This is a genomic window from Candidatus Methylomirabilota bacterium (assembly GCA_035315345.1).
GTDB lineage: Bacteria > Methylomirabilota > Methylomirabilia > Rokubacteriales > CSP1-6 > CAMLFJ01.
This window is the reverse complement of sequence record DATFYA010000074.1, coordinates 15,875-40,299: the sequence shown is the minus strand read 5'-3', so window position 1 is coordinate 40,299 and position 24,425 is coordinate 15,875. Positions and strand designations below refer to the sequence as shown.

Below are 24,425 nucleotides of genomic sequence, written 5' to 3'. Positions count from 1 at the left end.
CCGGACGGTCGAGCCGTCCGGCGGCGTCGTTCTTCCCGATGCCCCCGATCATCGTCGCCGACCATCTCACCAAGTGGTACGGGCCCCGCCTCGCCGTCGACCGGATCTCGCTCGAGGTCGAGACCGGCGAGGTCATGGGACTGCTCGGCCCGAACGGCTCCGGCAAGACCACGATTCTGCGCATCCTCACCGGCTACCTCCGTCCGTCCGCGGGCACCGCCCGCATCGCCGGCCTCGACGTGGTGGACGAGTCGTTTCAGGCTCGGGCCCGGGTCGGCTACGTGCCCGAGGACAGCCCGCTCTACGGCTGGATGCGGGTCCGGGAATTCCTCGGCTTCATGGCGCGGCTCAAGGGGCTGGCCGGCGACCGCGTCGGGTCGGCGGTGGAGGGCGCCATCGAGCGGCTGGCCCTCGGCGACGTCGGCCGCCTGCTCATCGGCAAGCTCTCCCGCGGCTACCGGCAGCGGGTCGCGATCGCCCAGGCCCTGCTCGGCAACCCGGAGCTGCTGGTCCTCGACGAGCCGACGAACGGTCTCGATCCCCGCCAGATCATCGAGATGCGCGGGCACATCCGCGCGCTCGCCGGCGAGCGGACGGTGCTGGTCACCTCCCACATCCTCGGCGAGATCGAGCGCGTGGCGGACCGCGTGGCGATCCTCCTCAACGGCCGCCTCCTCGGCGTGCACTCGCTCCGGACCGGCGGGCTCGGCCAGCGCATTCGGCTGCGCGTGCGCGGCCGGCCGGACGCGGTGCGGGCCGCCCTCGCCGCCGTCCCCGGAGTCCGTGGCGTGCGCGTCGAGACGACCGACGCCGCATCGGATCCGGCCGCGTATCTCGTGGACGCGGAGGCCGGCGCCACCGTTTCGGAGGCGCTGGCCGCCTCGCTCGTCGCGGGCGGCTTCGGGCTCGTCGAGATGGGCCCGGCCCCGGTGGATCTGGAGGCGCTCTTCCTGGGCCTCACCGGCGACCGAGCGGGAGACGGCCCGTGAGGCACTTCGGCACGCTGCTGCTCAAGGAGGAGCAGGCGATCTTCGCCTCTCCCATCGCCTACGCGACCCTCGCGGTCTACCTGCTGCTGATGGGGTACACCTTCACCGCGATCCTGTTCCTCAACCGCACCGGCGAGCTGGTGCGCGTGTTCTTCCAGGCCGCGGTGCTCTTCCTCCTCATCGTGCCGGTGGTCACGATGCGGCTCTTCGCGGAGGAGCGGCGAGCCGGCACGCTCGAGCTGCTGCTGACGTCGCCGGTCCGCGAGGCCGAGATCGTGCTGGCCAAGTTCGTCGCGGGATTGACCCTGCCCGCCCTCATGCTGGCGCTCACCGCGAGCTACGCGGTCGTGCTGGGCATCTACGGCAATCCCGACTGGGGCCCGATCTACAGCGGCTTCCTGGGCCTCCTGCTCCTGGCCGCCGCGCTGACCGCCATCGGCCTGCTCGCCTCGGGGCTCACCTCGAACCAGATCGTGGCCGCGGTGATCTCGCTCGGCGCCGGCATCCTGCTGTGGATGATCGACACCCTCGGCTATCTCCTGCCCGATCCCTACGACCAGCTGGTCTCCCACCTCTCGCTGGTCGCCCACTTCACCCCGTTCGCGACCGGCGCGATGTTCCTCTCCGACGTCGGATTCTTCCTGACCGTGGTGCTCGCCGGGCTCTTCCTCAGCGTGCGGGCGCTGGCCCGGCGATAGCACCACGATGGACCGCGTCGATCCCCTCACTCTCCTGTGGTTCGCGGGCTGGCTCGTCGCCCTCTTCGCCCTCTTCGCGCTCGGGCTGCGGCTGCCGCTGCAGCCACGGCTCCGGCGCCCCGCGGCCCTCGCCTACGCGATCGGCGTCGTGGTCGCGACGCTCGGCACCGGCGTGCTCGCCAACGTCGCGCTGGTCCGGCACGACGAGCACTTCGATCTCACCCGCGAGGGCGTCTTCACGCCGTCGAAGCAGGCGGAGGACGTGGTGGATCGGCTCGGCCAGGACGTGTCGCTCACCTACTTCTACCAGTCGCAGCACCAGGAGGGGCTCCGCGCCAAGGAGATGGTCGAGGTCCTCGGGCGCCGCAACCCCCGGCTGCACGTCCGCACCGTCGATCCCGACAAGCAGCCGACGGTCGCCGACACCTACGGGATCCGGATCTACAACGCGGCCGTCCTCGAGACCGCGGGCCGCCGGATCCAGGTGATGAGCACGGACGAGAATCAGATCGCCCTCGGCATCCTCCGGGTCACCCGCGACCGGGTCACCACCGTGTGCTTCATCGAGGGCCACAACGAGTACCCGATGGAGAACTTCGAGTTCCACACCCACTTCGAGGGCGCGGCGGGACACGGACACGGAGAGGGCGCCTCCGCGGTGGTGCAGATGCGCTTCCACGGCGCGGGCCGGCTGCGGCGCGCCCTGGAGTCCTTCGGCTACGAGACGCGCAAGATCATCCCGGCGACGCTGAGCGCGATTCCCTCCGACTGCGCGGCGGTGCTGGACGTCAATCCGCGCACCACCTACCTGCCCGGCGAGAGCGACCAGTTGACCGCCTATCTCGCGCAGGGCGGCTCGGCGGTGCTCATGTACGACCTGGGCTTCGTGCTGGAGCCCCGGCTCGCGGGAGCCCTGGAGCAGATCGGAATCGTGATGAGCCAGAACGTGGTGATCGACCCGCTCGACCACTACTCCACCGACCCCGAGGTGGTCGCGGTCCCGGTGTACGAGCGCCATCCGATCACCCGGAGCATCGCGCTGACCTTCTTTCCGGGCGTGCGCTCCATCACCGTGCTGCCGCCCCCGGCCGGAGTCACCAGCGCGCCGCTCTTCCTGAGCAGTCCGCAGAGCTACGCGCGCGAGGTCCGCGAGGTCGAGGAGCGTCGGCCCGGACGCGCAGGCCCCGCGCCGGCCGCGGGCAATCCCTCCGCGCCGGGCCGTCGTCCGCTCGCGGTCGCGGTCGAGGGCGCGTGGCCGGGCACGCCGGCGGCGCCGCGGCCGTTCCGCCTCGTGGTGGTGGGAGACGGCGACTTCGCCAGCAACTCCTTCTTGCCCTACATGGCCAACAGCGATCTCGCACTCGCCATGGTGCGCTGGGCGGTTCACGAGGACCAGGCCCCCGTGGTCGCCATCCGCATGCCGGTGCCGCCGCTGGTGCTCCTCACCAAGTCGCAGATGCAGCGCATCTTCCTGTTCATCGAAGTGCTCCTGCCCCTGTCGGTGATCGTGATGGGCACGGCGGTGTGGTGGAGACGGCGATAGGCCGCCCGCGCCACTGGGCCCCCCTGGCGCTCGCGCTCCTCGCGGTGGGGCTGCTCGCCGCGATGGCGCTCTCCGGCCACCTGCGTGAGAACCAGCAGCTCGTCCGGTTCAAGCCGGACGGCGTGATGCGCGAGATCCCCGCCGATATCGATCGGGTCGACCTGCGGTCGGGTGACCGGCGCTTCACGTTCGTGCGCGCCGCGAACGGTTGGCGGACCGCGCCGGAGGGCCGCGCCCTGCCCGGCGCCCTCGTCGCCTCGCTCGAGGAGTGCATCAAATTCATGCACGTCTCCGCCCCGGTGCGGGTGATGGCGCGCGACGAATGGGGAGCGCTCGGGCTGCGCGAGTTCGGCCTCGATCCCCCCGGCCTCACCGCGGTCCTGTATCGCGGGAGCGTGGCGGTGCTCGGCGCCGAGTTCGGCGGCCCGAATCCGCAGAAGGTCCTCCAGTACATGAAGCTGCAGGGCGGCGAGCGGGTCTATCTCATGTCCCGCTTCGTCGGCGAGGAGTGGGAGCACGCGCTGCGCGAGGCGAGCCGGGGATGAGCCGCGCGCCGATCCAGGTCGCCCTCGCCCTCGGCTTCGCCCTCGCGGGGGCCCTCGCCGCGGCGGCCCACACCGGCGGCACCACCGGCTATGCCTCGATCACGGTGGACCGCGGCACCGTACGCTACCGCCTCACCCTGCCGAGCGCGGCGCTGACCTCGGACCTGGCCGACGCCCTCCGCCTCGCCCAGGGCGGGAGCCCCCGGAGCCGCGAGCAGCTGCTCGACCTCATCCGCGCCCGCATCGTGCTCCAGGCGGGCGGCACCCGATGCGAGCCGGGCCCCGGCCTCTTGCAGCCGGCCCCCGTCGACGCGCCGACCGTGACGATGTCGGTGGACTTCGCGTGCGGCACCGCGATGAAGGAGCTCGACGTCCGGGACGACATCTTCGACGCGCTCGGCCCCGATCACCACACGCTGGCCAAGATCGAGACCCCGAGCGGCACCCAGCAGTTCGCGTTCGCCCCGGATAGCCGACAGGCGACGTTCGCGGTGGACGACCCCGGCAGCGGTGCGCACGCCACCGGCAGCTTCTTCATGCTCGGCATCGAGCACATCCTCACCGGCTATGATCACCTGCTGTTCCTGCTCGCCCTGCTCTTGCCGGGCGGCGGGCTCCTCTCCCTCGTCAAGATCATCACCGCGTTCACCATCGCTCACAGCATCACCCTCACCCTGGCGGTGCTGCAGGTGGTCACCCTGCCCGATCGCCTGATCGAGGCGGTGATCGCCCTGTCCATCGCGTTCGTGGCCGCCGAGAACATCTTCTTCAAGCCGAGGATCTCGCGCCGCTGGCTCGTCAGCTTCGGATTCGGCCTCGTGCACGGCTTCGGCTTCTCCTCGGCCCTGCGCGAGCTCGGCCTGCCTCGCCAGGGCCTGCTCCTCTCGCTCTTCGGCTTCAACGCGGGCGTCGAGGCGGGACAGGCCCTGGTGATCGTGATCTGCCTGCCGCTGCTGCTCGTGCTCCGCCGGACCCGCTGGGCCAGCCCGGCGGTCGCGGCCTGCTCGCTCGCGGTCCTGGCGGTGGGCCTCGTGCTCTTCGTCGAGCGCGCCTTCCTCTGACCGGCGCGGTCGGCCCGGCGTTTGTCAATTCCGGGCCCCCTGTGCCACGCTTACCGCGGTGAGTATCGCGCTCCGCTTCCTGCCGCCGCTGGTGTGGTCGGCGCTGATCGGATGGTGTTCCGGCGCGGGCTTCAGCGCGGCGGCCACCGCTCCCTTCCTCGAGCCGTGGCTGCGCGCGATGCTGCCGTGGGCCAGCCCGGAGCAGATCGCCGCGCTGCACTGGCTGCTGCGCAAGGCCGGCCACGTCATCGAGTACGCGGTGCTCGCACTCCTCTGGTCGCGCGCCCTCGCCGCCGAACCGCGCACCGCGCCCTGGCGGCGGCCCCTGCTGCTCGCCGCGCTCACCGCCGTCCTGGACGAGGCGCACCAGGCCACCACCCACGTCCGCGAGGGTAGCGTGGCCGACGTGCTGCTCGACACTGCGGCGGCCACCACGGCCCTCGGCGTCGCGGTGGCCGGCGCCCGCCGCACCGCCCTGACCCTCGCGCAGGCGCTGCTCTGGATCGCCGCCGCCGGCGGCTCGATCCTCCTCGCGATCGACGTGGCCGCGGCGGCGCCGTCGGGCTGGCTCTGGCTCAGCGTGCCCGCGGCCTGGCTGTCGCTCTGGTACTGGCGTCGGGGCCGCGCGTGAGCGACCTGCCGGGGTGGCGGCAGGGCGATCTGCCCCACGCACCCGCCTACAACCCCAGCAATCTGGTCCGCGTCATCGGACCGGGCGCGATCCTGCTCGGCCTCTCACTGGGTGCGGGCGACTGGCTCCTGGGTCCCGCGGTGGCCGCCACCTACGGGCCGACGCTACTCTGGATCTGCACCCTCTCGATTCTCTTCCAGGCGATTCTCAACACCGAGATGGCGCGCTACACGCTCGCCACCGGCGAGCCCATCTTCACCGGCTTCATGCGCCAGCGCCCGGGTCCCGGATGGTGGGCCGGCTTCTACACGCTGCTGCACCTGGCCCAGGTCGGCTGGCCCGGCTGGGCGCTCGCGGGCGGCGCCGCGCTGGCCGCGCTCCTCCTGGGCCGCGTCCCGCGCGCCGAGGACGGGTCCATCGTGGTCACGCTCGGGGCCGTGCTCTTCCTCGGCGCGGTGGCGATGGCCGTGCTCGGCCGCCGGGTCCAGCGCGCGCTGGAGATCGCCGAGTGGATCATGCTGGCGTGGATGCTCGTGCTGCTCGTCGTGCTGGGGGCCGTCTACGTGCCGGGCGCGCTCTGGTCGATGCTCGCGTGGAGCTTCCTGGGCCGGCCGGTATGGGAGCCCGCGTGGCTGCCCGTCCCGGCCGCGGACCGCGCGCTCGACTGGGCGCTGGTCACCGGCTTCGCGGCGTACTCCGGCGCCGGCGGCACCGTGAACGCCATGCTCACCTACTGGCTCCGCGACAAGGGCTTCGGCATGGCGGGCACGGTCGGAGCCCAGCCGACCCGGGCGGGCGGCCAGACCGTCCTCCTCCAGCGCGAAGGCGTCATCTTCCCCCCGAACGAGGCCAATCTGGCCAAGTGGCGCGAGTGGTGGCGCTACCTGCGGGCCGATCTCTCCTACCTGTGGACGGCCGCCTGCCTCATCGGGATGGGCCTGCCGGTGCTGCTCGCCCTCGACGCCGTGCCGCGCGGCACCGATATGAGCGGCGTCGGCGGCGCCGCGGTCTTCGCGCGCGAGCTGTCCCGGCGCTACGGCGCGATGCTGTGGGTGCCCGCACTGCTCACCGCGCTGTGGATCTTCGTCTCGACCCAGATCGGCATCGTGGAGAGCTTCGCTCGTCACGTGACCGAGATGTTGTGGACGGGCGGGGTGCGACCGGCCGGCGCCGGGATCGGCTGGGTCTACTATCCGGTGCTCGGCCTGCTCGTGGCGATGGGCGGCGCGGCGATGACGGTGGCGCCCCCGCTGACCGTGATCCTGATCGGCGCCAACGTGGCCGCGCTCAACTTCGCGGTGCTGTCCGTGCACACCGTGAGCCTCAACCGCGCGCTCCTGCCCGACGCGCTGCGGCCGCCCCGATGGCGGGAAGCGGTCGTGCTGCTCGGCGGTCTGGGGTTCGCGGCGCTCGTGGCGCGGGTGACCGTGGGGCTGCTGCTCTCGCTCTAGCCGCGTCTCACGACGTCAGGTCGATCGGGCGCGCCGTCAATCGATCTCGCGCCGGATGGTCCGGCCCCCGGCCAGCACGAGCCGAAGCTCGCCGAGCGCCTGGATGCGCTCGGCCGGATCGCCCGCCACCACGACGAGGTCGGCCGCGTAGCCCGCCGCGACGCGGCCGGTCACTCCGCCCAGGCCCAGACAGTCCGCCGCGGTGGTGGTGGCGGCGCGGATCGCCTCGAGCGGAGTCATCCCGTACTTCACCATCAGCTCCAGCTCGGGGAGGAGGGAGCCGTGGAAATTGAGCGGCGTGCCCGAGTCCGCGCCCGCCGCGATGCGCACGCCCGCGCGATGGGCGAGCTGGAAGCTCGCCACGTGCGGCGGCACCACCACCTCCGACTTGCGGACCATGTACTCGGGGATCCCGGCCGCGAGGCCGCCCGACGCGATGGCCGCGGGGGCGTTGAGGGTCGGCACCAGGAACGTCCCGTCCCGCCGCATGTGCGCCACGATCTCGTCGGTCAGGTAGATGCCGTGCTCGATCGAGGTGATCCCGGCGGTGATGGCGTCGCTGATACCCGAGGCGGCCATGGCGTGCGCGGCGGTGCGCCGCCCCGCCTTTCGCGCCTCCTCTATGGCCGCGCGCATCTCCTCGAGCGTGAGCTGGGGCGAGCCGGGCTCCACCCCGGGCGTCATCACCCCTCCGGTCGCGATGATCTTGATGACGTCGGCGCCCGCCTTCAGCTGCTCGCGGACCGCCTTGCGCGCGTCGTCGGCCCCGTCGGCCTCGCGGGCCAGCCAGTGCCCGTGCCCGCCCGTCATGCACACCGGTCGGCCCGCGGCCACGATGCGCGGTCCCGCGCTCAGGCCCTCCTGGATGGCCCGCCGCGCCGCGATCTCCACGTAGTCGCGTCCGCCCAGGTCCCGCACCGTGGTCACGCCGGCCTCCACGGTCTGGCGCGCCCGCAGCAGGGCCTTGATCGCGGTCAGCCCCACCGGCTCCTCGCGCAGCGGACGGACCGGGTCGGCCTCCGCGCCGAAGCAGAGATGCACGTGGCAGTTGATGAGGCCGGGCAGCAGGGTGTGCCCGGCGAGATCGATCCCGGCGCCGCGGGGGGCCCGCGCGTCGTCCACCACCGCGGTGATCAGGCCGCCCTCGACCACCACCGACCGCCCGCGCACCGGGTCGGTCCCGGTGCCGTCGATGATGCGCGCCCCGCTGAGGACCAGGGCCTCGCCGTTCGCCATGGTCTACACCTTCAGTCGGGGATCGAGGGTGTCGCGGAGGCCGTCCCCGAGCAGATTGATGCCCAGCACGGTGACCAGGATCGCCAGCCCCGGGAACGTGGCCAGCCACCACGCGGTGGAGAGGTACACGCGGCCGTCCGCGAGCATGCCGCCCCAGGTGGGGGTGGGCGGCTGCACGCCCAGGCCGAGGAACGACAGCGCGGACTCGATCACGATCACCCGCGCCATGTCGAGGGTGGCCACCACCAGCCACGGCGTGAAGGTGTTGGGCAGGACGTGGCTCCACAGCACCCGTCCGTTCCGGCTGCCCAGCGCGATCGCGGCGTGCACGTATTCCCGCTCGCGGATGGAGAGCACCTCCCCGCGCACCACCCGCGCGTACACCACCCACGACGACACCCCGATGACGATGATGATGTTGCGCAGGCTCGGACCGAGCACCCCGATCACCGCGATCGCGAGCAGGATGAACGGGAACGCGAGCTGGATGTCGGCCAGCCGCATCAGGAAGTCGTCCACGCGCCCGCCGAAATACCCGGCCACCAGCCCGATGACCATGCCGAGCACGCCCGAGATCAGCACCGCGGCGAGGCCCACCACCAGGGCGATCCGCGAGCCGTACACGATGCGGGCGAGGATGTCGCGGCCCAGGTGATCGGTGCCGAGCGGGTGCACGCGCCCCTGCGCGTCCTGCCACCCGGGGGACCGCAGCCGCTGGCCGATGTCCTGCTCGAGCGGATCGAACGGCGACACCAGCGGCGCGAGCACCGCGGCCAGCAACACGCCGAGGCATACCACCATCCCGAACAGCGCGGTGCGGCGCCGCACCAGCCGCCGCAGCAAGGTCACCCACTCACGCTGCGAGCGCGAGCGCGCCGACGGCAGGGGGGCGACCTCGGTGGCGGCGACGGAGGGCGGCGGGGCGGCCATCAGCGGATGCGGATCCGCGGGTCGAGGTACGTGTAGACCACGTCGACCAGGAAGTTCACGATCACGAAGGTGCTGGCGAGGAGGAACACCGCGGACTGCACGACCGGGTAGTCGCGGTTGAAGATGGCCTGCACCGAGAGACGGCCCACGCCCGGCCACGCGAAGATGGTCTCGGTGATCACCGAGCCACCCAGCAGCGTGCCCAGCTCGATGCCCACGATGGTGACGATCGGAATCGAGGCGTTCTTGAGCGCGTGCTTCCAGACCACCGGCGGCTCGCCGACGCCCTTGGCCCGCGCGGTGCGGATGTAGTCCTGCCCGAGCACCTCGAGCATGCCGGAGCGGGTCAGCCGCGTGATCCGCGCGGTGGTGAAGAGACCGAGGGTGATGGCGGGCAGGATCAGGTGCTCGAGGCCCCCGCGACCCGAGGAGGGCAGCCAGTTCAGCTGCACCGAGAAGACCAGGATGAGCATGATGCCGAGCCAGAAGGTCGGCATGGCCTGCCCGAGCAGGGCCACCACCGTCGAGACGTAGTCGACCGCGGTGTTGCGGCGTACCGCCGACACGATGCCGGCGGGAATCGCCAGGCAGAGCGCGATCAGCAGGCCGGCCCCGGCCAGCTGGAAGGTGGCGGGCAGACGCTCGACCACCAGCCCCATGGCGGGCTCGCCGTGCCGCAGCGATTCACCGAAGTCGCCGCGCACCGCCCCCTTGAGGAAGCGCACGTACTGGACGGCCACCGGATCATCGAAGCCCATCGCGGTCCGGAACTTCGCGATGTCGTCCGCGGTGGCATCGGGGGGAAGCAGCAGGGCGGCGGGGTCGCCGGTGAGGTGCAGGATGAGGAACACCACCACCGAGACGCCGAACAGCACGAGCAGCGATTGCCAGAGGCGGCGCAGCAGGTACGACTTCACGGAGTGACGCGCTCCAGCCGGGCCACCGCCTCGATGTGCGGGGTGTGCGGGAACATGTCCACCGGCTGGACCCACTCGAGGCGGTAGCCGCCCCGGACCAGCTCGCCGAGGTCGCGGGCCAGCGTGGTCGGGTTGCACGAGACGTAGACGACGCGGCGAGCCCCGAGGGTGATCAGGGCGTGCAGCGCCTTGGGATGGAAGCCGGCGCGGGGGGGATCGGCCACCACCACTTCGGCGGTCACGCCCTTGCCGATCAGCGACGGCAGCACGAAGCGGACCTCGCCGCACAGGAACGTGCAGTTGGTGATGCCGTTGGCCGCCGCGTTGAGGCCCGCGTCGTCCACCGCGGCCTGCACCAGCTCGATCCCGTAGACCCAGCGCGCGCGGCGGGCCAGCAGCAGGCTGATCGCGCCGGTGCCCGAGTAGAGATCGAAGACGGTCTCGCTCCCGGTGAGGCCGGTCGACTCGATCACGAGGTCGAAGAGGCGCTCGGCCTGCCGGGTGTTGGTCTGGAAGAACGAGTTGGCCGAGACCTGGAAGGTCAGCCCGCCCATGCCCTCGCGGATGTGATCGCGACCGCCGAGCAGGTGCTCCTCCACCCCGACCGCCACGCTCGCCTTCTTGGGATTGACGTTCATCACCACGCTGGTGGTGCCGGGCGCCCGCGCGGCGAGGCGCTCGGCCAGCGGCGCCAGCTCCGACACTGCGGGCGCCGAGGTGACCACGTTGGTCATCAGCTCGCCGGTCTGCTTGCCCTCGCGCAGCATCAGGAAGCGGAGCAGCCCCTCGCCGGTCTCCTGCTCGTACACGGTGAGCCCCCGCTCGGCGAAGAAGGCGCGGGCCTCGGTGAGCAGCGCGTTCATCCGGTCCGACTGCAGCAGGCACCGGTCGATGTCGAGCACCGAATCGTAGCGGTCCGCCTCGTGGAGACCCACCACCAGCGGCTCGGTGCGCCCACGCGCGACCGTGAACTCCATCTTGTTGCGATAGCCGAGCGTCTCATCCGCGCCGATGATGGGCCGCAGCGGCACGTCGCGGAGCCCGCCCAGCCGCTGGAGCGCGTCGGCGACCTGCTTGGCCTTGAAGGTGAGCTGCGCGTCGTAGGCCACGTGCTGGAGACGACAGCCGCCGCAGCGCCCGAAGTACGGGCAGGGCGCGGCCACGCGCTGCCGGGACGCCTCCTCGATCGATTCGATGACACCGCGGCCGAATCGCGAGCGGACCTGCACCAGACGAACCCGCAGGCGATCGCCGGGAAGACCGCCCGGCACGAAGACCACGTACCCGTCGGCCCGCCCGACCCCTTCCCCCCCGAAGGCGAGGTCGTCGATCGTGAGGGACAGAATCTCCCCTCGCTTGGGCCGGGCCATGGTAGCGACACTATAAATGTCCGTCCCAATGGAGTCAATTTGCCCTCGGTCGATCGTCGGATCCGCATGGCCGCAATGGATCGATGGCCGCGGGCAGGATGGTAGCGAGCGGATACTTGATCAGTTACCATGGTGAACACGATGCGGAGCGCTTCCGGCTCGGCCCGCTTTTCCCGTCCCGTTCGCATCGGCGACGTCCTGACCGCCGCCGTCCCCGCGCTCGAAGAGCGTCTCCTCGCCGAGCGGATGAGGCGGGGCTGGCGCGCGGCGGTGGGCGCCGAGATCGCTCGCCGCACCCGACCCGCGGAGCTGAAAGCGGGCACGCTGACGATCACGGTCGACAATTCACCCTGGCTCCAGGAGCTCTCCATGCGATCGGCGGAAGTCCTCGACACGGTCCGCGCCCGCTTCGGCCCGACCGTCACCGCGCTGCGGCTGACCCTCGGCGGACCCGCACCGGCCGCCGAGCGCCCGACCGCGCCCCGACCCGGCCCGTCGGCGGCCGCGCCGAGCCTCGACGCCGACGAGGCCGCGGTCGTCGAGCGCGCGGTCGAGCCGGTGCACGACCGCGATCTCGCCACCACGGTTCGCCGCATCGTGGCCAAGGACCTGCTCGCGCGGCGTGGCCGGGGGCTCGCCGTACTCGCGATGGGCGGCGCGACCCTGGCCGCCTCGCTCGCCGGCTGCGCCACCGCCGGCACCACGCAGTCGGATCCCGGGTCGACCCCGGTCGTCGCCACCTCGACGCCGCGTCGGCCGATATCGGTCCAGGGCGAGGCCTATGATCACTTCGCGATCGCCCAGATGGAGGCTCGGGCCGGCCGCCTGCCTCAGGCGATCGCCCAGCTGCGGGAGGCGATCAAGTCCGATCCCAATACCGCCCTGCTCTGGATCCAGCTCTCGCAGTGGCTCACCCGCACCAACGACAGCCCCGCGGCGTTCGCGGCGGCCCAGAAGGCCATCGCGCTCGAGCCGAACAACGCGGCCGCGCACATGACCCTGGCCGACCTCTACAAGCGCGCGAAGAAGATGCCCGAGGCGGAAGCCGAGCTGGAGCAGGCGGTCGCGCTCGATCCGCAGACGCCGGACGGCTATCTCGCCCTCGCCCAGCTCCACTTCGAGCAGAAGAGCTACGACAAGGCCCGCGCGGTGCTCAAGCGCCTGGTGGCCGCGCGTCCGAATCTCTCTCAGGGCTACTACCTGCTCGGCCGGATCGGCATCGAGAACGAGCAGTGGGACGAGGCGATCGTCAACCTCAAGCGGGCCATCGAGCTCGATCCGGATCACGACGGGGCGTGGTCGGCACTCGGCTTCGTCTACGAGTCGCAGAACAAGCTCGAGGACGCGGTCTCGGTCTACAAGGAGGCGCTGAAGGCCAACCCGGACAACGCGGCCTTCGTGGAGCGCCTCGGCGACCTGCTCGTCAAGCTCGGCCGCTACGGCGAGGCCCAGAGCGAGATCGAGAGCCTGACCGAGTCGCTGCCGCGAGACCCGCGGGTGTGGCTCAAGCTGGGCGCGATCCACTACGAGCAGAAGCAGTACGACCGGGCAGTCTCCGCCTTCCGGCAGGCCGTCGCGCTCGAGCCCGGCAACATGCGCACGCGCTACTATCTGGCCACCGCGCTGATGGACGCGGGCAAGGAGGACGAGGCGCGGAGCGAGCTGGAGAAGATCCTCAAGGCCGACCCGCGCTCGGTGGACGCGCGCGTACAGCTGGGCTTCCTCTACGGGCGCGCCAAGCGCTACGACGAGGCGGTGGCCACCCTGCAGGAGGCGGTGAACCTCGAGCCCAAGCGCGCCGACCTGTTCCTGTATCTCGGCACCGCGCTGCAGCGGGCCAGCCAGTACGACCGCGCCGCCGCCACGCTGAAGGAAGGGCTGTCGGTCGACAACAAGAACAAGGATCTGCACTTCCAGCTGGGCGTGGTGCAGGAGAAGCAGCAGCACTTCGACGACGCGATCCGCTCGTTCCGGCAGGTCATCGCGATCGATCCCAAGCACGCCGAGTCGTACAACTACATCGGCTACATGTACGCCGAGAAGGGCACGAACCTCCCCGAAGCCATCCAGATGATCCAGCAGGCGCTGGCGCTGGAGCCCCAGAACGGCTACTTCATCGACAGCCTCGGCTGGGCCTACTACCAGCAGGGCCGGTATCCGGAGGCCCTGCGCGAGCTCAAGCGCGCGGTGAGCCTGGCCAAGGAAGATCCCGTGCTCTACGAGCACCTGGGCGACGCCTATCTCAAGAACAACCTCACCAACGAGGCGCTCGAGGCGTGGGAGAAGTCGCTCAAGGTGGACCCGGACGGTCCCACCGCCAGCCAGGTGCGGGACAAGATCAGGCAGACGCGGGAAGGCATGAGCCGGGTCAAGGGTGCCCCGCCCAAGGCCGAGCAGAAGTAGTCTTCCCGCCTTCGTCCTGGTTGCCGCCATCCTCGGCGGCTGCGCCACGACCGCGCCGCCGCCGGTGCAGCCCATCGCCGGGGAAGCCCGCGCCGCCCTCGCCCGCATCGAGGAGCATCGCCGCTCGCTGCGCGACCTGCGCGCGCTGACCGATCTGACGATCCGCCGCAGTGGACGGGCGCAGCGCCTGACCGGCGTGCTGCTGCTGATCGGCGAGCCCGCCGCCCTTCGCTTCGAGGCCCTCTCCCCCTTCGGCACCCCGGTGCTGATCGTGGCCGGGGATGCCAAGAGCGTCACGCTGTGGGAAGTCCTCGACAACCGCGCCTACATCGCGCCCGCCTCGCCCGACGCCAATCGGCGGTGGCTGGGCCTCGCCATGAGCGTGGAGGACCTGGTCGCCCTCCTGGGAGGGCGCGTCCGTCCGATGGCCGAGCCGACCTCGGTCGAGCTGCTCGCCGCCGACGACGTCGGCCCGTCGATCCGGCTGGTGGGAGCTTCCGGCGAGCAGCGCATCTGGTTCGACCCCGATACCGGGCAGGCCCGTCAGGTCGAGTGGACGGGCAAGAATCCAGCACGCGTGGTGTTCACGCCCTCGCCCCCGGACGGCCCGCCCGCCGGATTGAAGCTCGACACCCCGGACGGCAAGCTCGAGGTCACCACGCGGTATCGCGACCCTCGGATGAACATCTCGCTGGATCCCTCCCTGCTGACCCTGACTGTGCCGGAACACGTTAGAATTCAAGACTTCCGTTGACACTCTGTCGCGCTGCGTGCTAGCGTGTGCGGGCCTTGTCGAAGCGGTCACGGGGTAGCCGGGAGCTGGTGCTCCGCGCCTCGGCCAAAGTCAACTTGGCCCTCGAGGTGCTGGGAAAGCGGGCGGACGGCTATCACGAGATCGCAACGGTGCTGCAGGCGGTGGACCTCTTCGATCGGATCGCGGTGGAGACGGCCGACAGCCTGTCCCTTCACACGGACGACCCCGACCTGCCGACCGACGAAGGCAACCTCGTGATGCGTGCGGCCCGCCTGCTCCAGAAGGCCGCCGGCATCGAGACCGGTGCCCGGATCCGGCTGCAGAAGCGGATCCCGGTGGCGGCCGGGCTCGGCGGCGGATCGAGCGACGCGGCGGCCACACTCTGGGGGCTCAGCCGGCTCTGGAAGCTGCGCTGGCCGACGGCGCGCCTGCAGGAGCTGGCGGTCGAGCTCGGCATGGACGTGCCCTTCTTCCTGGGCGCCGGGCGAGCAGTGGCGCGAGGACGGGGCGAGCAGCTGGCCCCGCTGCCGGGCGGAGGCGGCTACGCGCTGGTGCTGGTGAATCCGCGGGTACCGCTGTCGACCCGCGAAGTCTACGGGCGGGTGCCGACGGGCTGGCGTGCGGAGCCGGTGGGCACCGACCGGGTGATCGAGGCGCTCCGCACCCGGAACGTCAACCGAGTGGCGGCGGCGCTGACGAACAACCTGGAGGGCCTGGTCGAGCCGGTGCTGCCGGTCATCGGCCGCATGAAGGCGGCGCTCTTGGCAGCGGGCGCGCTCGGAGCGATCATGTCGGGAAGCGGGCCGACGGTGTTCGGGATGGCGCGGTCTCTGGACCATGCGCGTCAGATCCGGAGCCGGGTGAGCCGAGCGGGCTGGGCCTGCTGGGCGGTGCGAACGAACTCGGGACCGGCGATCCGGGCGACGTGATTCCACTGGGGCGTCGTTCAGTGGCAGGACTCGGGGCTTTGGACCCCGCAATGGAGGTTCGATTCCTCCCGCCCCAGCCACTTCGCGGGGGTCGCGACGACGCAGCCCCGCAGTGGCTTGGCGAGGTGCAGTGGCTCGGCGAGGGGCAGCCGAAGGCGAGCCGGCAGTGGCTTGGCGAGGGGCAGCCGAAGGCGAGCCGGCAGTGGCTTGGCGAGGTGCAGCCGAAGGCGAGCCGAGCGGATATATAGAGGGGTCACGAGGGTCCGCGCACGCGGGCCGCACGACCGCCACGGAGACATCATGGCTTACGAGCTGAAGCTGTTCTCGGGCAACGCGAACCGGCCGCTGGCGGAGGAGATCGCCAAGACGCTCCAGCTCCCGCTGGGTGACGCGGACGTCTCGCGGTTCTCCGACGGCGAGGTCTACGTGCAGATCAACGAGAACGTCCGCGGCGAGGACGTCTTCGTGGTCCAGCCCACCTGCCCGCCGGTGAACGATCATCTGATGGAGCTGCTCGTGATGATCGACGCGTTCAAGCGCGCCTCGGCCCGGCGCATCACCGCGGTGCTGCCCTACTACGGCTACGGCCGGCAGGACCGCAAGGTGCAGCCGCGGGTGCCGATCACCGCCAAGCTGGTGGCCGATCTCATCACCGCGGCGGGCGCCCACCGCGTGCTCGCGATCGACCTGCACGCCGGACAGATCCAGGGCTTCTTCAACATTCCCGTGGACCATCTCCTCGCCGCGCCGCCGGTCATCCTGGACTACCTGGCCAAGAAGGACCTCAAGGATCCGGTGCTGGTGTCCCCCGACGCGGGCGGCGTGGAGCGGGCGCGAGCCAACGCCAAGCGGTTCAAGGCCGGCCTCGCCATCATCGACAAGCGACGCGACGGCAACAACGTCGCGGTGTTCATGCACCTGATCGGCGACGTCCGAGGCAAGGACGTAGTGATCATCGACGACATGATCGACACCGGCGGCACCCTGATCCAGGCGGTGGATGCGCTGCAGCGCGAGGGCGCGCGGCGCATCCTGGCCTGCGCGGTCCACGGGGTGCTGTCGGGGCCCGCGATCACCCGCATCAAGGAATCGACCCTGGAAGAGGTCGTCATCACGAACACGATCCCGCTCACTCCCGAGCGGCAGCTGCCGAACATGCGGGTGCTGTCGGTGGCCCCCCTGCTGGCGGAGGCGATCCGGCGCATTCACGACGAGGAATCGGTCTCGACGCTCTTCGTGTGAGCGGAGACCCGAGAGCTACTACCAAAGGAGCCGAGAGTCATGGAATTGCGTGAGCTGACCATCAAGAAGCGGGACGGCGTCGGCAAGGGCCCGGCCAAGCGCCTGCGGCGAAACGGCCTGGTGCCGGCGATCCTCTACGGCGGGGCGAGCCCGGTGAGCATCGCGGTGCCGCCGAAGGACATCCTCCGTCTCATCCACGGCCACGAGGGCAGCACCCAGTTGTTCCGGGTGACCTTCGAGGGATCCACCGACGGCACGATGGCCATCATCCGGGACATGCAGTTCGATCCGGTCTCGGAAAACCTCATCCACGTGGACCTGCAGGAAGTCGCGATGGATCGTGCCATCCAGGTCTCGGTGGCGATCCACCACGTGGGTGAGTCGGTGGGTGTGAAGGAGTCGCAGGGCATCCTGGAGATGGTGCTCCGCGAGGTGCGGGTCTCCTGCCTGCCCGGCAACATCCCCGAGTACCTGGAGGCCGACGTCACCGGCCTCAACATCCACGACGTGCTCACCGTCAAGGATCTCAAGGTCCCCGAGGGTGTGCGCGTGCTCAACGATCCGAACCAGGCGGTGGTGACGGTGGCCCCGCCGGCGGCGGAAGAGGTGGCGGCGCCCACCGCGGCGGTGACGACGGAAGCGACGGCGGCCGAGCCCGAGGTGCTCACCGAGCGCAAGCCCAAGGAGGAAGTGGCGGCCGAGGGCGACAAGGGCGGAGGCGAAAAGAAGAAGTAAGTGGCCCAGGCCATCGTCGGACTGGGCAACCCCGGACCGAAGTACCGCAACACTCGACACAACGTGGGCCAGCGCGTGGTGGACGCGCTGGCCCGCCGTATTCATGCGCGCTTCGAGCGCGACGGCGCCCACGCCGTCGCGCAGGGGCGCTGGCAGGGCGAGACGCTGCTGCTGATCAAGCCGGGCAGCTTCATGAACGTCACCGGACCTCCGCTGCTCCGCCTCGCTCGCAAGCTGCACCTGGGCCCCGCCGACCTCATCGTGGTCTTCGACGATCTCGACCTCCCGCTCGGCAAGGTACGCGTGCGCCTGAAGGGCAGCGCGGGCGGCCACAACGGCGTCCGCTCCCTGATCGCCGCCTTCGGCACCGACGAACTGCGTCGGGTGAAGATCGGCATCGGGCGACCCGGCCGTCCCGGCGAGGACCGCGCCCAGGTCTCCGACCACGTGCTGTCGCCCTTCTACCCGGAGGAGCACGAGGCGATCGCCGCCGCCTGTGACGACGCCGCCGATCAGGCGCTCCGGCTGGTGGAGCGGCGGTGACCCCATGACCGCCTCGACCACCGCGCTTCGCCTCTCGGCCGGCAGCGGCGGCCTCGAGTGGGCCGAGGTGCTGGATCTGCTCGCGCGCGAGACCCGCACCGCGATGGGTCACGAGCGCGCGCACGCGACCACCCCGGTGACCGATCTGGCCGCGATCCGCCGCGGGCTCGCGGAGACCGCCCAGGCGCGGGCCGCGCTGGCGCAGCAGGGTGCGCCGCCGCTCGACGGCATTCCCGACGTGCGGCCCACGCTGGAGGCCGCGCGGGTACCGGGATCCGTGGCGGAGGGCGCCGACCTGGCCGCCCTGCTGCCGCTCATCGAGGCGGCGGCCCGCCTGCGCGCGTACGGCCGCGCCATCGCGCCGGTCGCGCCCGATCTGGCCGCCGCGGTCGCGGGCGTGCCGCAGCAGCAGCCGCTGGCCGATCTCCTGGGGCGCTCGCTCGACCCGGACGGCCAGGTGCGCGACGAGGCCTCGCCCGCCCTGCGCCGGCTGCGCCAGCGCATCCGCGATCTGCGGCGCGAGATCGTCAAGCGGCTCGAGAGCTATTTCAACGGTCCCAACGCAGACACCACGTTCCAGGAGCGCTACGTCACGGTCCGCCACGGCCGCTACGTCCTGCCGATCCGCGCCGAGGCCAAGGGCCGGCTCCGCGGCATCGTGCACGACCGTTCGCAGAGCGGCGCCACGCTCTTCGTCGAGCCGGAGGCGATGGTCGAGGCCAACAACGACCTCGTGCAGGTGGCCCGCGAAGAGGAAGCCGAGGTCGTCCGGATCCTGGCCGCCCTGACCGACGCGGTCCGCGAGGCCCTGCCCGACCTCGACGCCCTCGTGGCCGGCATCGGCGGGCTCGATCTGATCTTCGCCCGCGGCGCCCTCGCCGAGCGCATGGAGGCGACCGAGCCCGCGGTCGGCGAAGACCGCGAGATCCGGCTGCTCGGCGCGCGCAATCCACTCCTCCTTGCCCAGTCCTGGAGGGTTGCCGGGCCAGCGGCCGGGCGAGGGGCAGCCGACGGCGAGCCGAGCGGATTAACGGCCGGGCGAGGGGCAGCCGAAGGCGAGCCGAGCGGATTCGCAGTCATCCCGATGGACATCGAGATCGGGGCGGACCGGCCCCTGCTCGTCATCACCGGCCCCAACGCCGGCGGCAAGACGGTGGCGCTCAAGACCCTCGGCCTGCTCGCGCTGATGGCCCAGTCCGGCTGCCACGTGCCCGCGCGCGACGGGGCGCGGCTGCCGGTGTTCTCGCAGCTCTTCGCCATCGTGGGCGACGATCAGAGCGTGGCCGAGAACCTCTCCACGTTCTCCGCCTTTGTCAAGCAGCTGCGCGAGGTGCTCGAGCGCGTGGACGACCGCTCGCTGGTGCTCCTCGACGAATTGGGCGCGGGCACCGATCCCGATGACGGCGCCGCGCTGGCCCAGGCGGTGCTGGAGGCGCTGGCCGGGCGCGGGGCGACGGTCGCGGCGTCCACGCATCTCGAGCCGCTCAAGGGTTTCGCGTCCACGTACCCGAAGGCGCGCAACGCCTCGGTGGAGTTCGATGCGGAGCGGCTCGCCCCCACCTTCCGTCTCGTGTACGACCGGCCCGGCCAGAGCTACGCGCTCGCCATCGGCGCGCGCCTGGGCCTGCCCGCGGCGCTCATCGAGCGGGCTCACGCCCAGCGATCGACCCAGCAGCGCCAGCTCCAGGAATTGCTCGCCCGCCTCGACGATCGGGACCGCCGCGACGCCGAGCGCGGCGCGGCCATCGAGCGGCGCGAGGCGGAGAGCGCCGGGCTGCTTGCCCGGGCGCAGGCCGAGATGGAGGCGGCGCGGACGAGCGCGCGCGAGACGATGGCCCGCGCGCGGGCCGAGGCCCAGCGCCTGGTCGCCGAGGTGCGGCGTCAAGTCAACGACGAGTGGGACCGGCTCAAGCGCGCCGACAAGAGCCGGCCCGATCTCGATCGCGCGCGCAAGCGGCTGACGGAGACCGCGAAGCGCGTGGGCGAGCCGGCGCCGGCCGCGGCCGCCGATGCCGCCGCGGCGCCGCCCGCGGCGGGCGATCGGGTCGAGATCACCCATCTCGGGCTCAAGGGCCACGTGGTGAGCCTCGACGGCGAGACCGCCACCGTGCAGGCGGGCGCGATCACGGTCAAGGTGCCGGCCCAGGCGCTGCGCGTGCTGGCGCGGGGCGAGGGAGTCATGTACTCTGCCCCCCGGATGGTGACGGAACAGGGGACCTCGCGAGCCCGGAGCACGGTGGCCGTCCCGGGCAAGAGCGGCGTATCGGTGGAGCTGCACCTCATCGGACGCACCACCGCGGAGGCCCGCGACCTGCTGGAGAAGTATCTCGACGACGCCTTCATGGCCGGCCTCACCTCGGTGCGCATCATCCACGGCAAGGGCACCGGCGCCCTCCGCCGCGCGGTCGAGGACCTGCTGAGCGGTCATCCCCTCGTGGCCGAGCACCGCCCCGGCGCGCCGTCCGAAGGCGGCGCCGGCGCCACCGTGGCGACGTTGTCTCAGGGATGAGACCGCATCCGGTAGCGCGCACTCTCGGGGAGCGTGGGGGCCCTGTCCGGCCCCCCGCATCCGAATAGCCGCATGGCGGGCGGATTCTCCCAGCAGCACCTCGACGAGATCCGCGCCCGGATCGACATCGTCGAGATCGTCGGGCAGTTCGTGAAGCTCAAGCGGACCGGGGAGAACTGGAAGGGCCTCTGCCCCTTCCACACCGAGAAGACGCCCTCGTTCACCGTGAATCCGAAGCGCAACATCTACCACTGCTTCGGCTGCGGAGCCGGCGGCGACGCCTTCAGCTTCCTGATGCGTCAGGACCGCGTGGCCTTCCCGGAGGCGGTGCGCGCGCTGGCCGATCGGGCCGGCGTCGCCCTGCCCGACGCGGGCGGCCGCGCCCCCGAGACCGAGAGCAAGCTCGAGGGCGTGCGCCGCGTGATGGCCCTCGCGGCCGAGTTCTACACCCAGTCGCTCTGGGAGCGCGGCGGCGAGAAGGCGCAGGCCTATCTCGACCAGCGCGGCGTCGATGTCGAAGTGGCGCGGCGCTTCGGGTTGGGTTTCGCGCCAGAGGGCTGGAACGCGCTGCTCTCCGTGATGGCCCGGCAAGGCATCGGCGAGGAGGCGCTCGTGCAGGCCGGACTCGCGCTGCCCCGCCAGAACGGCCCCGGCTTCTACGATCGCTTCCGCGGCCGCCTCCTCTTCCCGATCCGCGACGTGCAGGGCCGCGTGGTGGCCTTCGGCGGCCGCGCCCTGTCGGGCGAGGAGCCGAAGTACCTCAACTCCCCGGAGACCGCACTGTACGTGAAGGGTCAGATGCTCTACGCCCTCGACGTGGCCAAGACCGCGATCCGGGAGCGGAGCCGCGCCATCATCGTCGAGGGCTACCTCGACTGCCTCATGGCGCACCAGCACGGATTCGACGAGACGGTGGCGGCGCTGGGCACCGCGTTCACCGCCGCGCAGCTCGGCCTGCTGCGGCGCTACGCCGACGAGGTGCTCGCCCTCTTCGACGCCGACGCGGCGGGCCAGAAGGCCTCGAGCCGGCTCGAGGAGATGATGAACGACGTGATGGATCTGCAGAACCTCGGCTGGTCGGTCGCGCGCACCGGCGGCTTCGAGAAGGCCGGGCACCTGCCGATCCGCGTGGCCCTGCTGCCCACCGGGCACGATCCCGACAGCCTGCTCCGCGCCGAGGGCGCCGCCGCGCTCACCGCTCGGCTCGAAGCCGCGCGTCCGCTCCTGTCGTTCGTGCTGGAGAAGGCCCTCGGCGAGGAAGACCTGGCGACCGCCCGCGGTCGCAGCAACGCCCACGCCCGCGTCGCCCTGATCCTCTCGAAGGTGGCCAATGCCGAGGAGGCCACCGCGCTGGCCCGCGAGGCTGCTCGGCGGCTCGGCGTGGACTCCACCCAGCTCTGGATCGAGGCGCAGCAGCTGCAAGGTGCGCGCGCGCGAGGGCGGAGACCGGAGCAGGTCGGCGACACGACGCAGGAGGCCGCCTCCGGAGATTCGTGGCCGCCGCCAGTTCCGTTCGAGCGCGATCTGGTGGCCCTGCTCTTGCAAGTTGACGAGGCCAGAGCGGAGCTGCTTCCCCTTCTCGAAGAGGCGGATGTCGTTCACCCGGGGCTACGGCTGGTGCTGAATGCGTTGCGGCGCACTCCCGATGGGGCTCCCGAAGCACTCATGGCCGACATGCCGGGCGACCGCGAGCGCGGGCTGCTCGCCGCCCTCCTGGTCGAGGAGCGGAAGTGGGTCGACACACATAGTCACGTCGCGGAGCTCAAGAGGCGGTACCATATCCGGCATCGCAAACATCGGGTACGCCAGGTGACGCGGGCCATCATTGACGCCCAGGCCGGCGGCGATCCGGCGCTGCCTGCGCTCGAGAACGAGCTGCGGTCGCTGCAGCGTGATCTGCAACGGGAGGCGGAGGCCGTCAGGGAGTTGGCCCTGGCGCGCCCGGGGCTGTCGACCCAGGGATCGGCAGACCCCCAGCGCCAGGCAGGGACACCCTAACCCCCACCAGGAGAACGGCGAAGCATGGCGAACGAGTCGAAGACGGCCGAAGAACCGAAGATCGAGGAGCTGGACAAGCTCATCGCGAAGGGCAAGCAGAAGGGCTTCCTCACCTACGACGAGGTGAACGACGCCCTGCCTTCCGATCTGGTGACCCTCGATCAGCTCGACGACATCATGCTGATGTTCGGCTCGATGGACATCGAGCTCGTGGACTCGACCAAGGCGGCGCGACTGCCGTCGGAGATGGCCTCGCAAGCCGCCGATCCCGAGCCGGACGACGAGGAGCCGGAGCCGCGCCGCATCGACCTGACCCCGGGGCCGGTCGGCCGCACCGAGGATCCGGTCCGGCTCTACCTGCGTGAGATGGGCAAGGTGGCCCTGCTCACCCGCGAGGGCGAGATCACGCTCGCCAAGCGGATCGAGGAGGGCAAGGACGAGGCCACCGCCGCCATCCTCTCCACCAGCCTCGCGGTCGAGAAGATTCGCGCGCTCCGCGAGGAGCTGCGCCGGAACGAAGCCCCGATCAAGGACGTGGTCGACTTCCCCGAGGAGGAGTCGACCGAGGAGAAGGAAGAGGCCCTCCGACGCTCGGTGATCCGCGAGCTGGGCAACGTGGACCGGCTCCTGCGCGAGCGCGAGACGCTCACCCACCAGTGGCGGCGGCTCAAGGCCAAGACGGGCGGCCGCAAGCGGGGCAAGGCCGAGCCGGCCTGGAAGAAGGTCGAAGCGCAGGCCGAAGCCAAGAAGGGCAAGGTCCTCTCGATCCTCCGCGGTCTCAACCTCCAGCAGTCCCTGCTCGATCTGTGGGGCGCCGATCTCAAGAAGCTGGTCGAGAAGATCCACCGGGCCGAGCGCGAGATCGCGCTGTGGTCCGACGGCCGCCGCCCGGCTCCGACCGCGGTGGACGCGTTCCTCTCCTCGCTGGCCGACGACGATCGTGACGACGGCGACCGCGACCTGTACCAGAAGGCGGCCGCGAAGTATCCGCAGATCAAGGACCGGCTGGTGTGGGTGGCCCAGCAGAAGATCAAGCGCTCCGAGGAGCTGGCCGACGCGCGGGCCGAGGAGCTGAAGAACATCGTCAAGGTCATCAAGCAGGGCGAGGCCAAGGCGGCGCGGGCCAAGAAGGAGATGGTCGAGGCGAATCTGAGATTGGTCATCTCGATCGCCAAGAAGTACACCAACCGGGGGCTACAGTTCCTCGATCTGATCCAGGAAGGCAACATCGGCCTGATGAAGGCCGTCGACAAGTTCGAGTATCGCCGCGGCTACAAGTTCTCGACCTACGCGACCTGGTGGATCCGCCAGGCCATCACCCGCGCGATCGCGGACCAGGCCCGCACCATCCGGATCCCGGTGCACATGATCGAGACCATCAACAAGCTCATCCGGACGTCCCGCCAGCTCGTGCAGGAGCTCGGGCGCGAGCCCACTCCGGAAGAGATCGCGGTGAAGATGGAAGTGCCGGTGGACAAGGTCCGCAAGGTCCTCAAGATCGCCCAGGAGCCGATCTCGCTCGAGACCCCCATCGGCGAGGAGGAGGACAGCCACCTGGGCGACTTCATCGAGGACAAGCAGGTGGGCTCGCCGGTGGAGAGCATGATCGGGCTCTCGCTGCGGGAGCAGACCAACCGGGTCCTGAACTCCCTCACGCCGCGGGAGGAGAAGGTGCTGCGGCTGCGCTTCGGCCTCTCCGACGGCTGCGAGCACACGCTCGAGGAGGTGGGCCAGGATTTCGCGGTCACCCGCGAGCGCATCCGTCAGATCGAGGCCAAGGCTCTGCGCAAGCTGCGGCATCCCTCGCGCTCCAAGAAGCTGCGGAGCTTCCTGGAGTCGTGAGCCGGAGTGGTATCATGACCGCCGGGCCCATAGCTCAATTGGCAGAGCCCCCGGCTCATAACCGGTCCGGTCTTGGTTCGAGTCCAAGTGGGCCCACCA

At 71.1% G+C, this 24,425-nt stretch carries 20 protein-coding genes and 2 tRNA genes; 18 read left to right on the top strand and 4 right to left on the bottom strand.

Annotated elements, in window-relative coordinates; translation table 11 throughout:
• Window positions 1-38: 38 nt before the first annotated feature.
• Genes VKN16_09210 through VKN16_09180 form a run of 7 tightly spaced genes read left to right on the top strand, consistent with a single transcriptional unit; the run spans window position 39 to window position 6,918 of the window.
• Window positions 39-989 (top strand): ABC transporter ATP-binding protein, encoded by a 951-nt coding sequence (locus VKN16_09210; GenBank protein ID HME94378.1) that lies wholly within the window; start codon window positions 39-41, stop codon window positions 987-989.
• Entirely contained in the window at window positions 986-1,687 is a 702-nt protein-coding gene (locus VKN16_09205; GenBank protein ID HME94377.1) for an ABC transporter permease subunit, read from the top strand. The genes VKN16_09210 and VKN16_09205 overlap by 4 nt, the downstream gene beginning before the upstream one ends.
• A gap of 7 nt (window positions 1,688-1,694) precedes the next feature.
• The gene (locus VKN16_09200) at window positions 1,695-3,230 is read left to right on the top strand and encodes a Gldg family protein (GenBank protein HME94376.1); all 1,536 of its coding nucleotides are present in this window, start codon (window positions 1,695-1,697) and stop codon (window positions 3,228-3,230) included.
• Window positions 3,215-3,775 carry a hypothetical protein gene (locus tag VKN16_09195; protein ID HME94375.1) on the top strand — a complete coding sequence of 187 codons (561 nt, stop codon included), beginning with the start codon at window positions 3,215-3,217 and terminating at the stop codon, window positions 3,773-3,775. Before VKN16_09200 ends, VKN16_09195 begins: the two co-directional genes overlap by 16 nt.
• Complete coding sequence (locus VKN16_09190; GenBank protein ID HME94374.1) at window positions 3,772-4,836, top strand: HupE/UreJ family protein; 1,065 nt, start codon at window positions 3,772-3,774, stop codon at window positions 4,834-4,836. The genes VKN16_09195 and VKN16_09190 overlap by 4 nt, the downstream gene beginning before the upstream one ends.
• Before the next feature lie 58 nt (window positions 4,837-4,894).
• Entirely contained in the window at window positions 4,895-5,467 is a 573-nt protein-coding gene (locus tag VKN16_09185; GenBank protein HME94373.1) for a VanZ family protein, read from the top strand.
• Complete coding sequence (locus tag VKN16_09180; protein HME94372.1) at window positions 5,464-6,918, top strand: Nramp family divalent metal transporter; 1,455 nt, start codon at window positions 5,464-5,466, stop codon at window positions 6,916-6,918. Before VKN16_09185 ends, VKN16_09180 begins: the two co-directional genes overlap by 4 nt.
• A gap of 36 nt (window positions 6,919-6,954) precedes the next feature.
• Here the strand turns inward: VKN16_09180 and VKN16_09175 are convergent, their stop codons facing one another.
• The 4 genes from VKN16_09175 to rlmD are packed head-to-tail and all read right to left on the bottom strand — an operon-like array spanning window position 6,955 to window position 11,371.
• Window positions 6,955-8,154, bottom strand: coding sequence for an amidohydrolase family protein (locus VKN16_09175; GenBank protein HME94371.1), 1,200 nt, complete (start codon window positions 8,152-8,154; stop codon window positions 6,955-6,957).
• Window positions 8,155-8,157: 3 nt separating this feature from the next.
• Window positions 8,158-9,084 (bottom strand): ABC transporter permease, encoded by a 927-nt coding sequence (locus VKN16_09170; protein HME94370.1) that lies wholly within the window; start codon window positions 9,082-9,084, stop codon window positions 8,158-8,160.
• Complete coding sequence (gene nikB, locus VKN16_09165; GenBank protein HME94369.1) at window positions 9,084-10,001, bottom strand: nickel ABC transporter permease; 918 nt, start codon at window positions 9,999-10,001, stop codon at window positions 9,084-9,086. Before nikB ends, VKN16_09170 begins: the two co-directional genes overlap by 1 nt.
• On the bottom strand, window positions 9,998-11,371 hold the full coding sequence (gene rlmD, locus VKN16_09160; protein HME94368.1) for a 23S rRNA (uracil(1939)-C(5))-methyltransferase RlmD: 1,374 nt from the start codon (window positions 11,369-11,371) through the stop codon (window positions 9,998-10,000). The genes nikB and rlmD overlap by 4 nt, the downstream gene beginning before the upstream one ends.
• Window positions 11,372-11,500: 129 nt before the next feature.
• Here rlmD and VKN16_09155 point away from each other — a divergent pair, with 129 nt between their 5' ends.
• The 11 genes from VKN16_09155 to VKN16_09105 all read left to right on the top strand — a co-directional run bounded on the left by VKN16_09155 (window position 11,501) and on the right by VKN16_09105 (window position 24,425).
• Window positions 11,501-13,774 (top strand): DciA family protein, encoded by a 2,274-nt coding sequence (locus VKN16_09155; GenBank protein ID HME94367.1) that lies wholly within the window; start codon window positions 11,501-11,503, stop codon window positions 13,772-13,774.
• Entirely contained in the window at window positions 13,746-14,528 is a 783-nt protein-coding gene (locus tag VKN16_09150) for a hypothetical protein (protein HME94366.1), read from the top strand. The genes VKN16_09155 and VKN16_09150 overlap by 29 nt, the downstream gene beginning before the upstream one ends.
• A gap of 68 nt (window positions 14,529-14,596) precedes the next feature.
• Window positions 14,597-15,457, top strand: coding sequence for a 4-(cytidine 5'-diphospho)-2-C-methyl-D-erythritol kinase (locus VKN16_09145; protein ID HME94365.1), 861 nt, complete (start codon window positions 14,597-14,599; stop codon window positions 15,455-15,457).
• Between the two features lie 6 nt (window positions 15,458-15,463).
• A tRNA-Gln gene (locus VKN16_09140) sits at window positions 15,464-15,537 on the top strand.
• 220 nt (window positions 15,538-15,757) lie between these two features.
• Entirely contained in the window at window positions 15,758-16,699 is a 942-nt protein-coding gene (locus VKN16_09135) for a ribose-phosphate pyrophosphokinase (protein ID HME94364.1), read from the top strand.
• Between the two features lie 39 nt (window positions 16,700-16,738).
• Window positions 16,739-17,434, top strand: a complete 696-nt coding sequence (locus VKN16_09130) for a 50S ribosomal protein L25 (GenBank protein ID HME94363.1) — start codon at window positions 16,739-16,741, stop codon at window positions 17,432-17,434.
• The gene (pth, locus tag VKN16_09125) at window positions 17,435-17,977 is read left to right on the top strand and encodes an aminoacyl-tRNA hydrolase (GenBank protein HME94362.1); all 543 of its coding nucleotides are present in this window, start codon (window positions 17,435-17,437) and stop codon (window positions 17,975-17,977) included.
• A 4-nt stretch (window positions 17,978-17,981) separates the two neighbouring features.
• Window positions 17,982-20,486 carry an endonuclease MutS2 gene (locus tag VKN16_09120; protein ID HME94361.1) on the top strand — a complete coding sequence of 835 codons (2,505 nt, stop codon included), beginning with the start codon at window positions 17,982-17,984 and terminating at the stop codon, window positions 20,484-20,486.
• Between the two features lie 72 nt (window positions 20,487-20,558).
• Window positions 20,559-22,484 (top strand): DNA primase, encoded by a 1,926-nt coding sequence (dnaG, locus tag VKN16_09115; protein ID HME94360.1) that lies wholly within the window; start codon window positions 20,559-20,561, stop codon window positions 22,482-22,484.
• A gap of 24 nt (window positions 22,485-22,508) precedes the next feature.
• A complete protein-coding gene (gene rpoD / locus VKN16_09110; protein HME94359.1) occupies window positions 22,509-24,326 on the top strand; it encodes an RNA polymerase sigma factor RpoD in 1,818 nt (605 codons plus the stop codon).
• Window positions 24,327-24,349: 23 nt separating this feature from the next.
• Window positions 24,350-24,425: transfer RNA gene (locus VKN16_09105), tRNA-Ile, on the top strand.

Excerpts from the sequence above, each read along its gene's own strand:
- VKN16_09210 (HME94378.1), top strand. The coding sequence starts at position 39 with ATGCCCCCGATCATCGTCGCCGACCATCTCACCAAGTGGTACGGGCCC.
- VKN16_09200 (HME94376.1), top strand. The coding sequence starts at position 1,695 with ATGGACCGCGTCGATCCCCTCACTCTCCTGTGGTTCGCGGGCTGGCTC.
- VKN16_09190 (HME94374.1), top strand. The coding sequence starts at position 3,772 with ATGAGCCGCGCGCCGATCCAGGTCGCCCTCGCCCTCGGCTTCGCCCTC.
- VKN16_09175 (HME94371.1), bottom strand. The coding sequence starts at position 8,154 with ATGGCGAACGGCGAGGCCCTGGTCCTCAGCGGGGCGCGCATCATCGAC.
- VKN16_09170 (HME94370.1), bottom strand. The coding sequence starts at position 9,084 with ATGGCCGCCCCGCCGCCCTCCGTCGCCGCCACCGAGGTCGCCCCCCTG.
- rlmD (HME94368.1), bottom strand. The coding sequence starts at position 11,371 with ATGGCCCGGCCCAAGCGAGGGGAGATTCTGTCCCTCACGATCGACGAC.
- VKN16_09155 (HME94367.1), top strand. The coding sequence starts at position 11,501 with ATGGTGAACACGATGCGGAGCGCTTCCGGCTCGGCCCGCTTTTCCCGT.
- VKN16_09135 (HME94364.1), top strand. The coding sequence starts at position 15,758 with ATGGCTTACGAGCTGAAGCTGTTCTCGGGCAACGCGAACCGGCCGCTG.
- VKN16_09130 (HME94363.1), top strand. The coding sequence starts at position 16,739 with ATGGAATTGCGTGAGCTGACCATCAAGAAGCGGGACGGCGTCGGCAAG.
- VKN16_09120 (HME94361.1), top strand. The coding sequence starts at position 17,982 with ATGACCGCCTCGACCACCGCGCTTCGCCTCTCGGCCGGCAGCGGCGGC.
- dnaG (HME94360.1), top strand. The coding sequence starts at position 20,559 with ATGGCGGGCGGATTCTCCCAGCAGCACCTCGACGAGATCCGCGCCCGG.
- rpoD (HME94359.1), top strand. The coding sequence starts at position 22,509 with ATGGCGAACGAGTCGAAGACGGCCGAAGAACCGAAGATCGAGGAGCTG.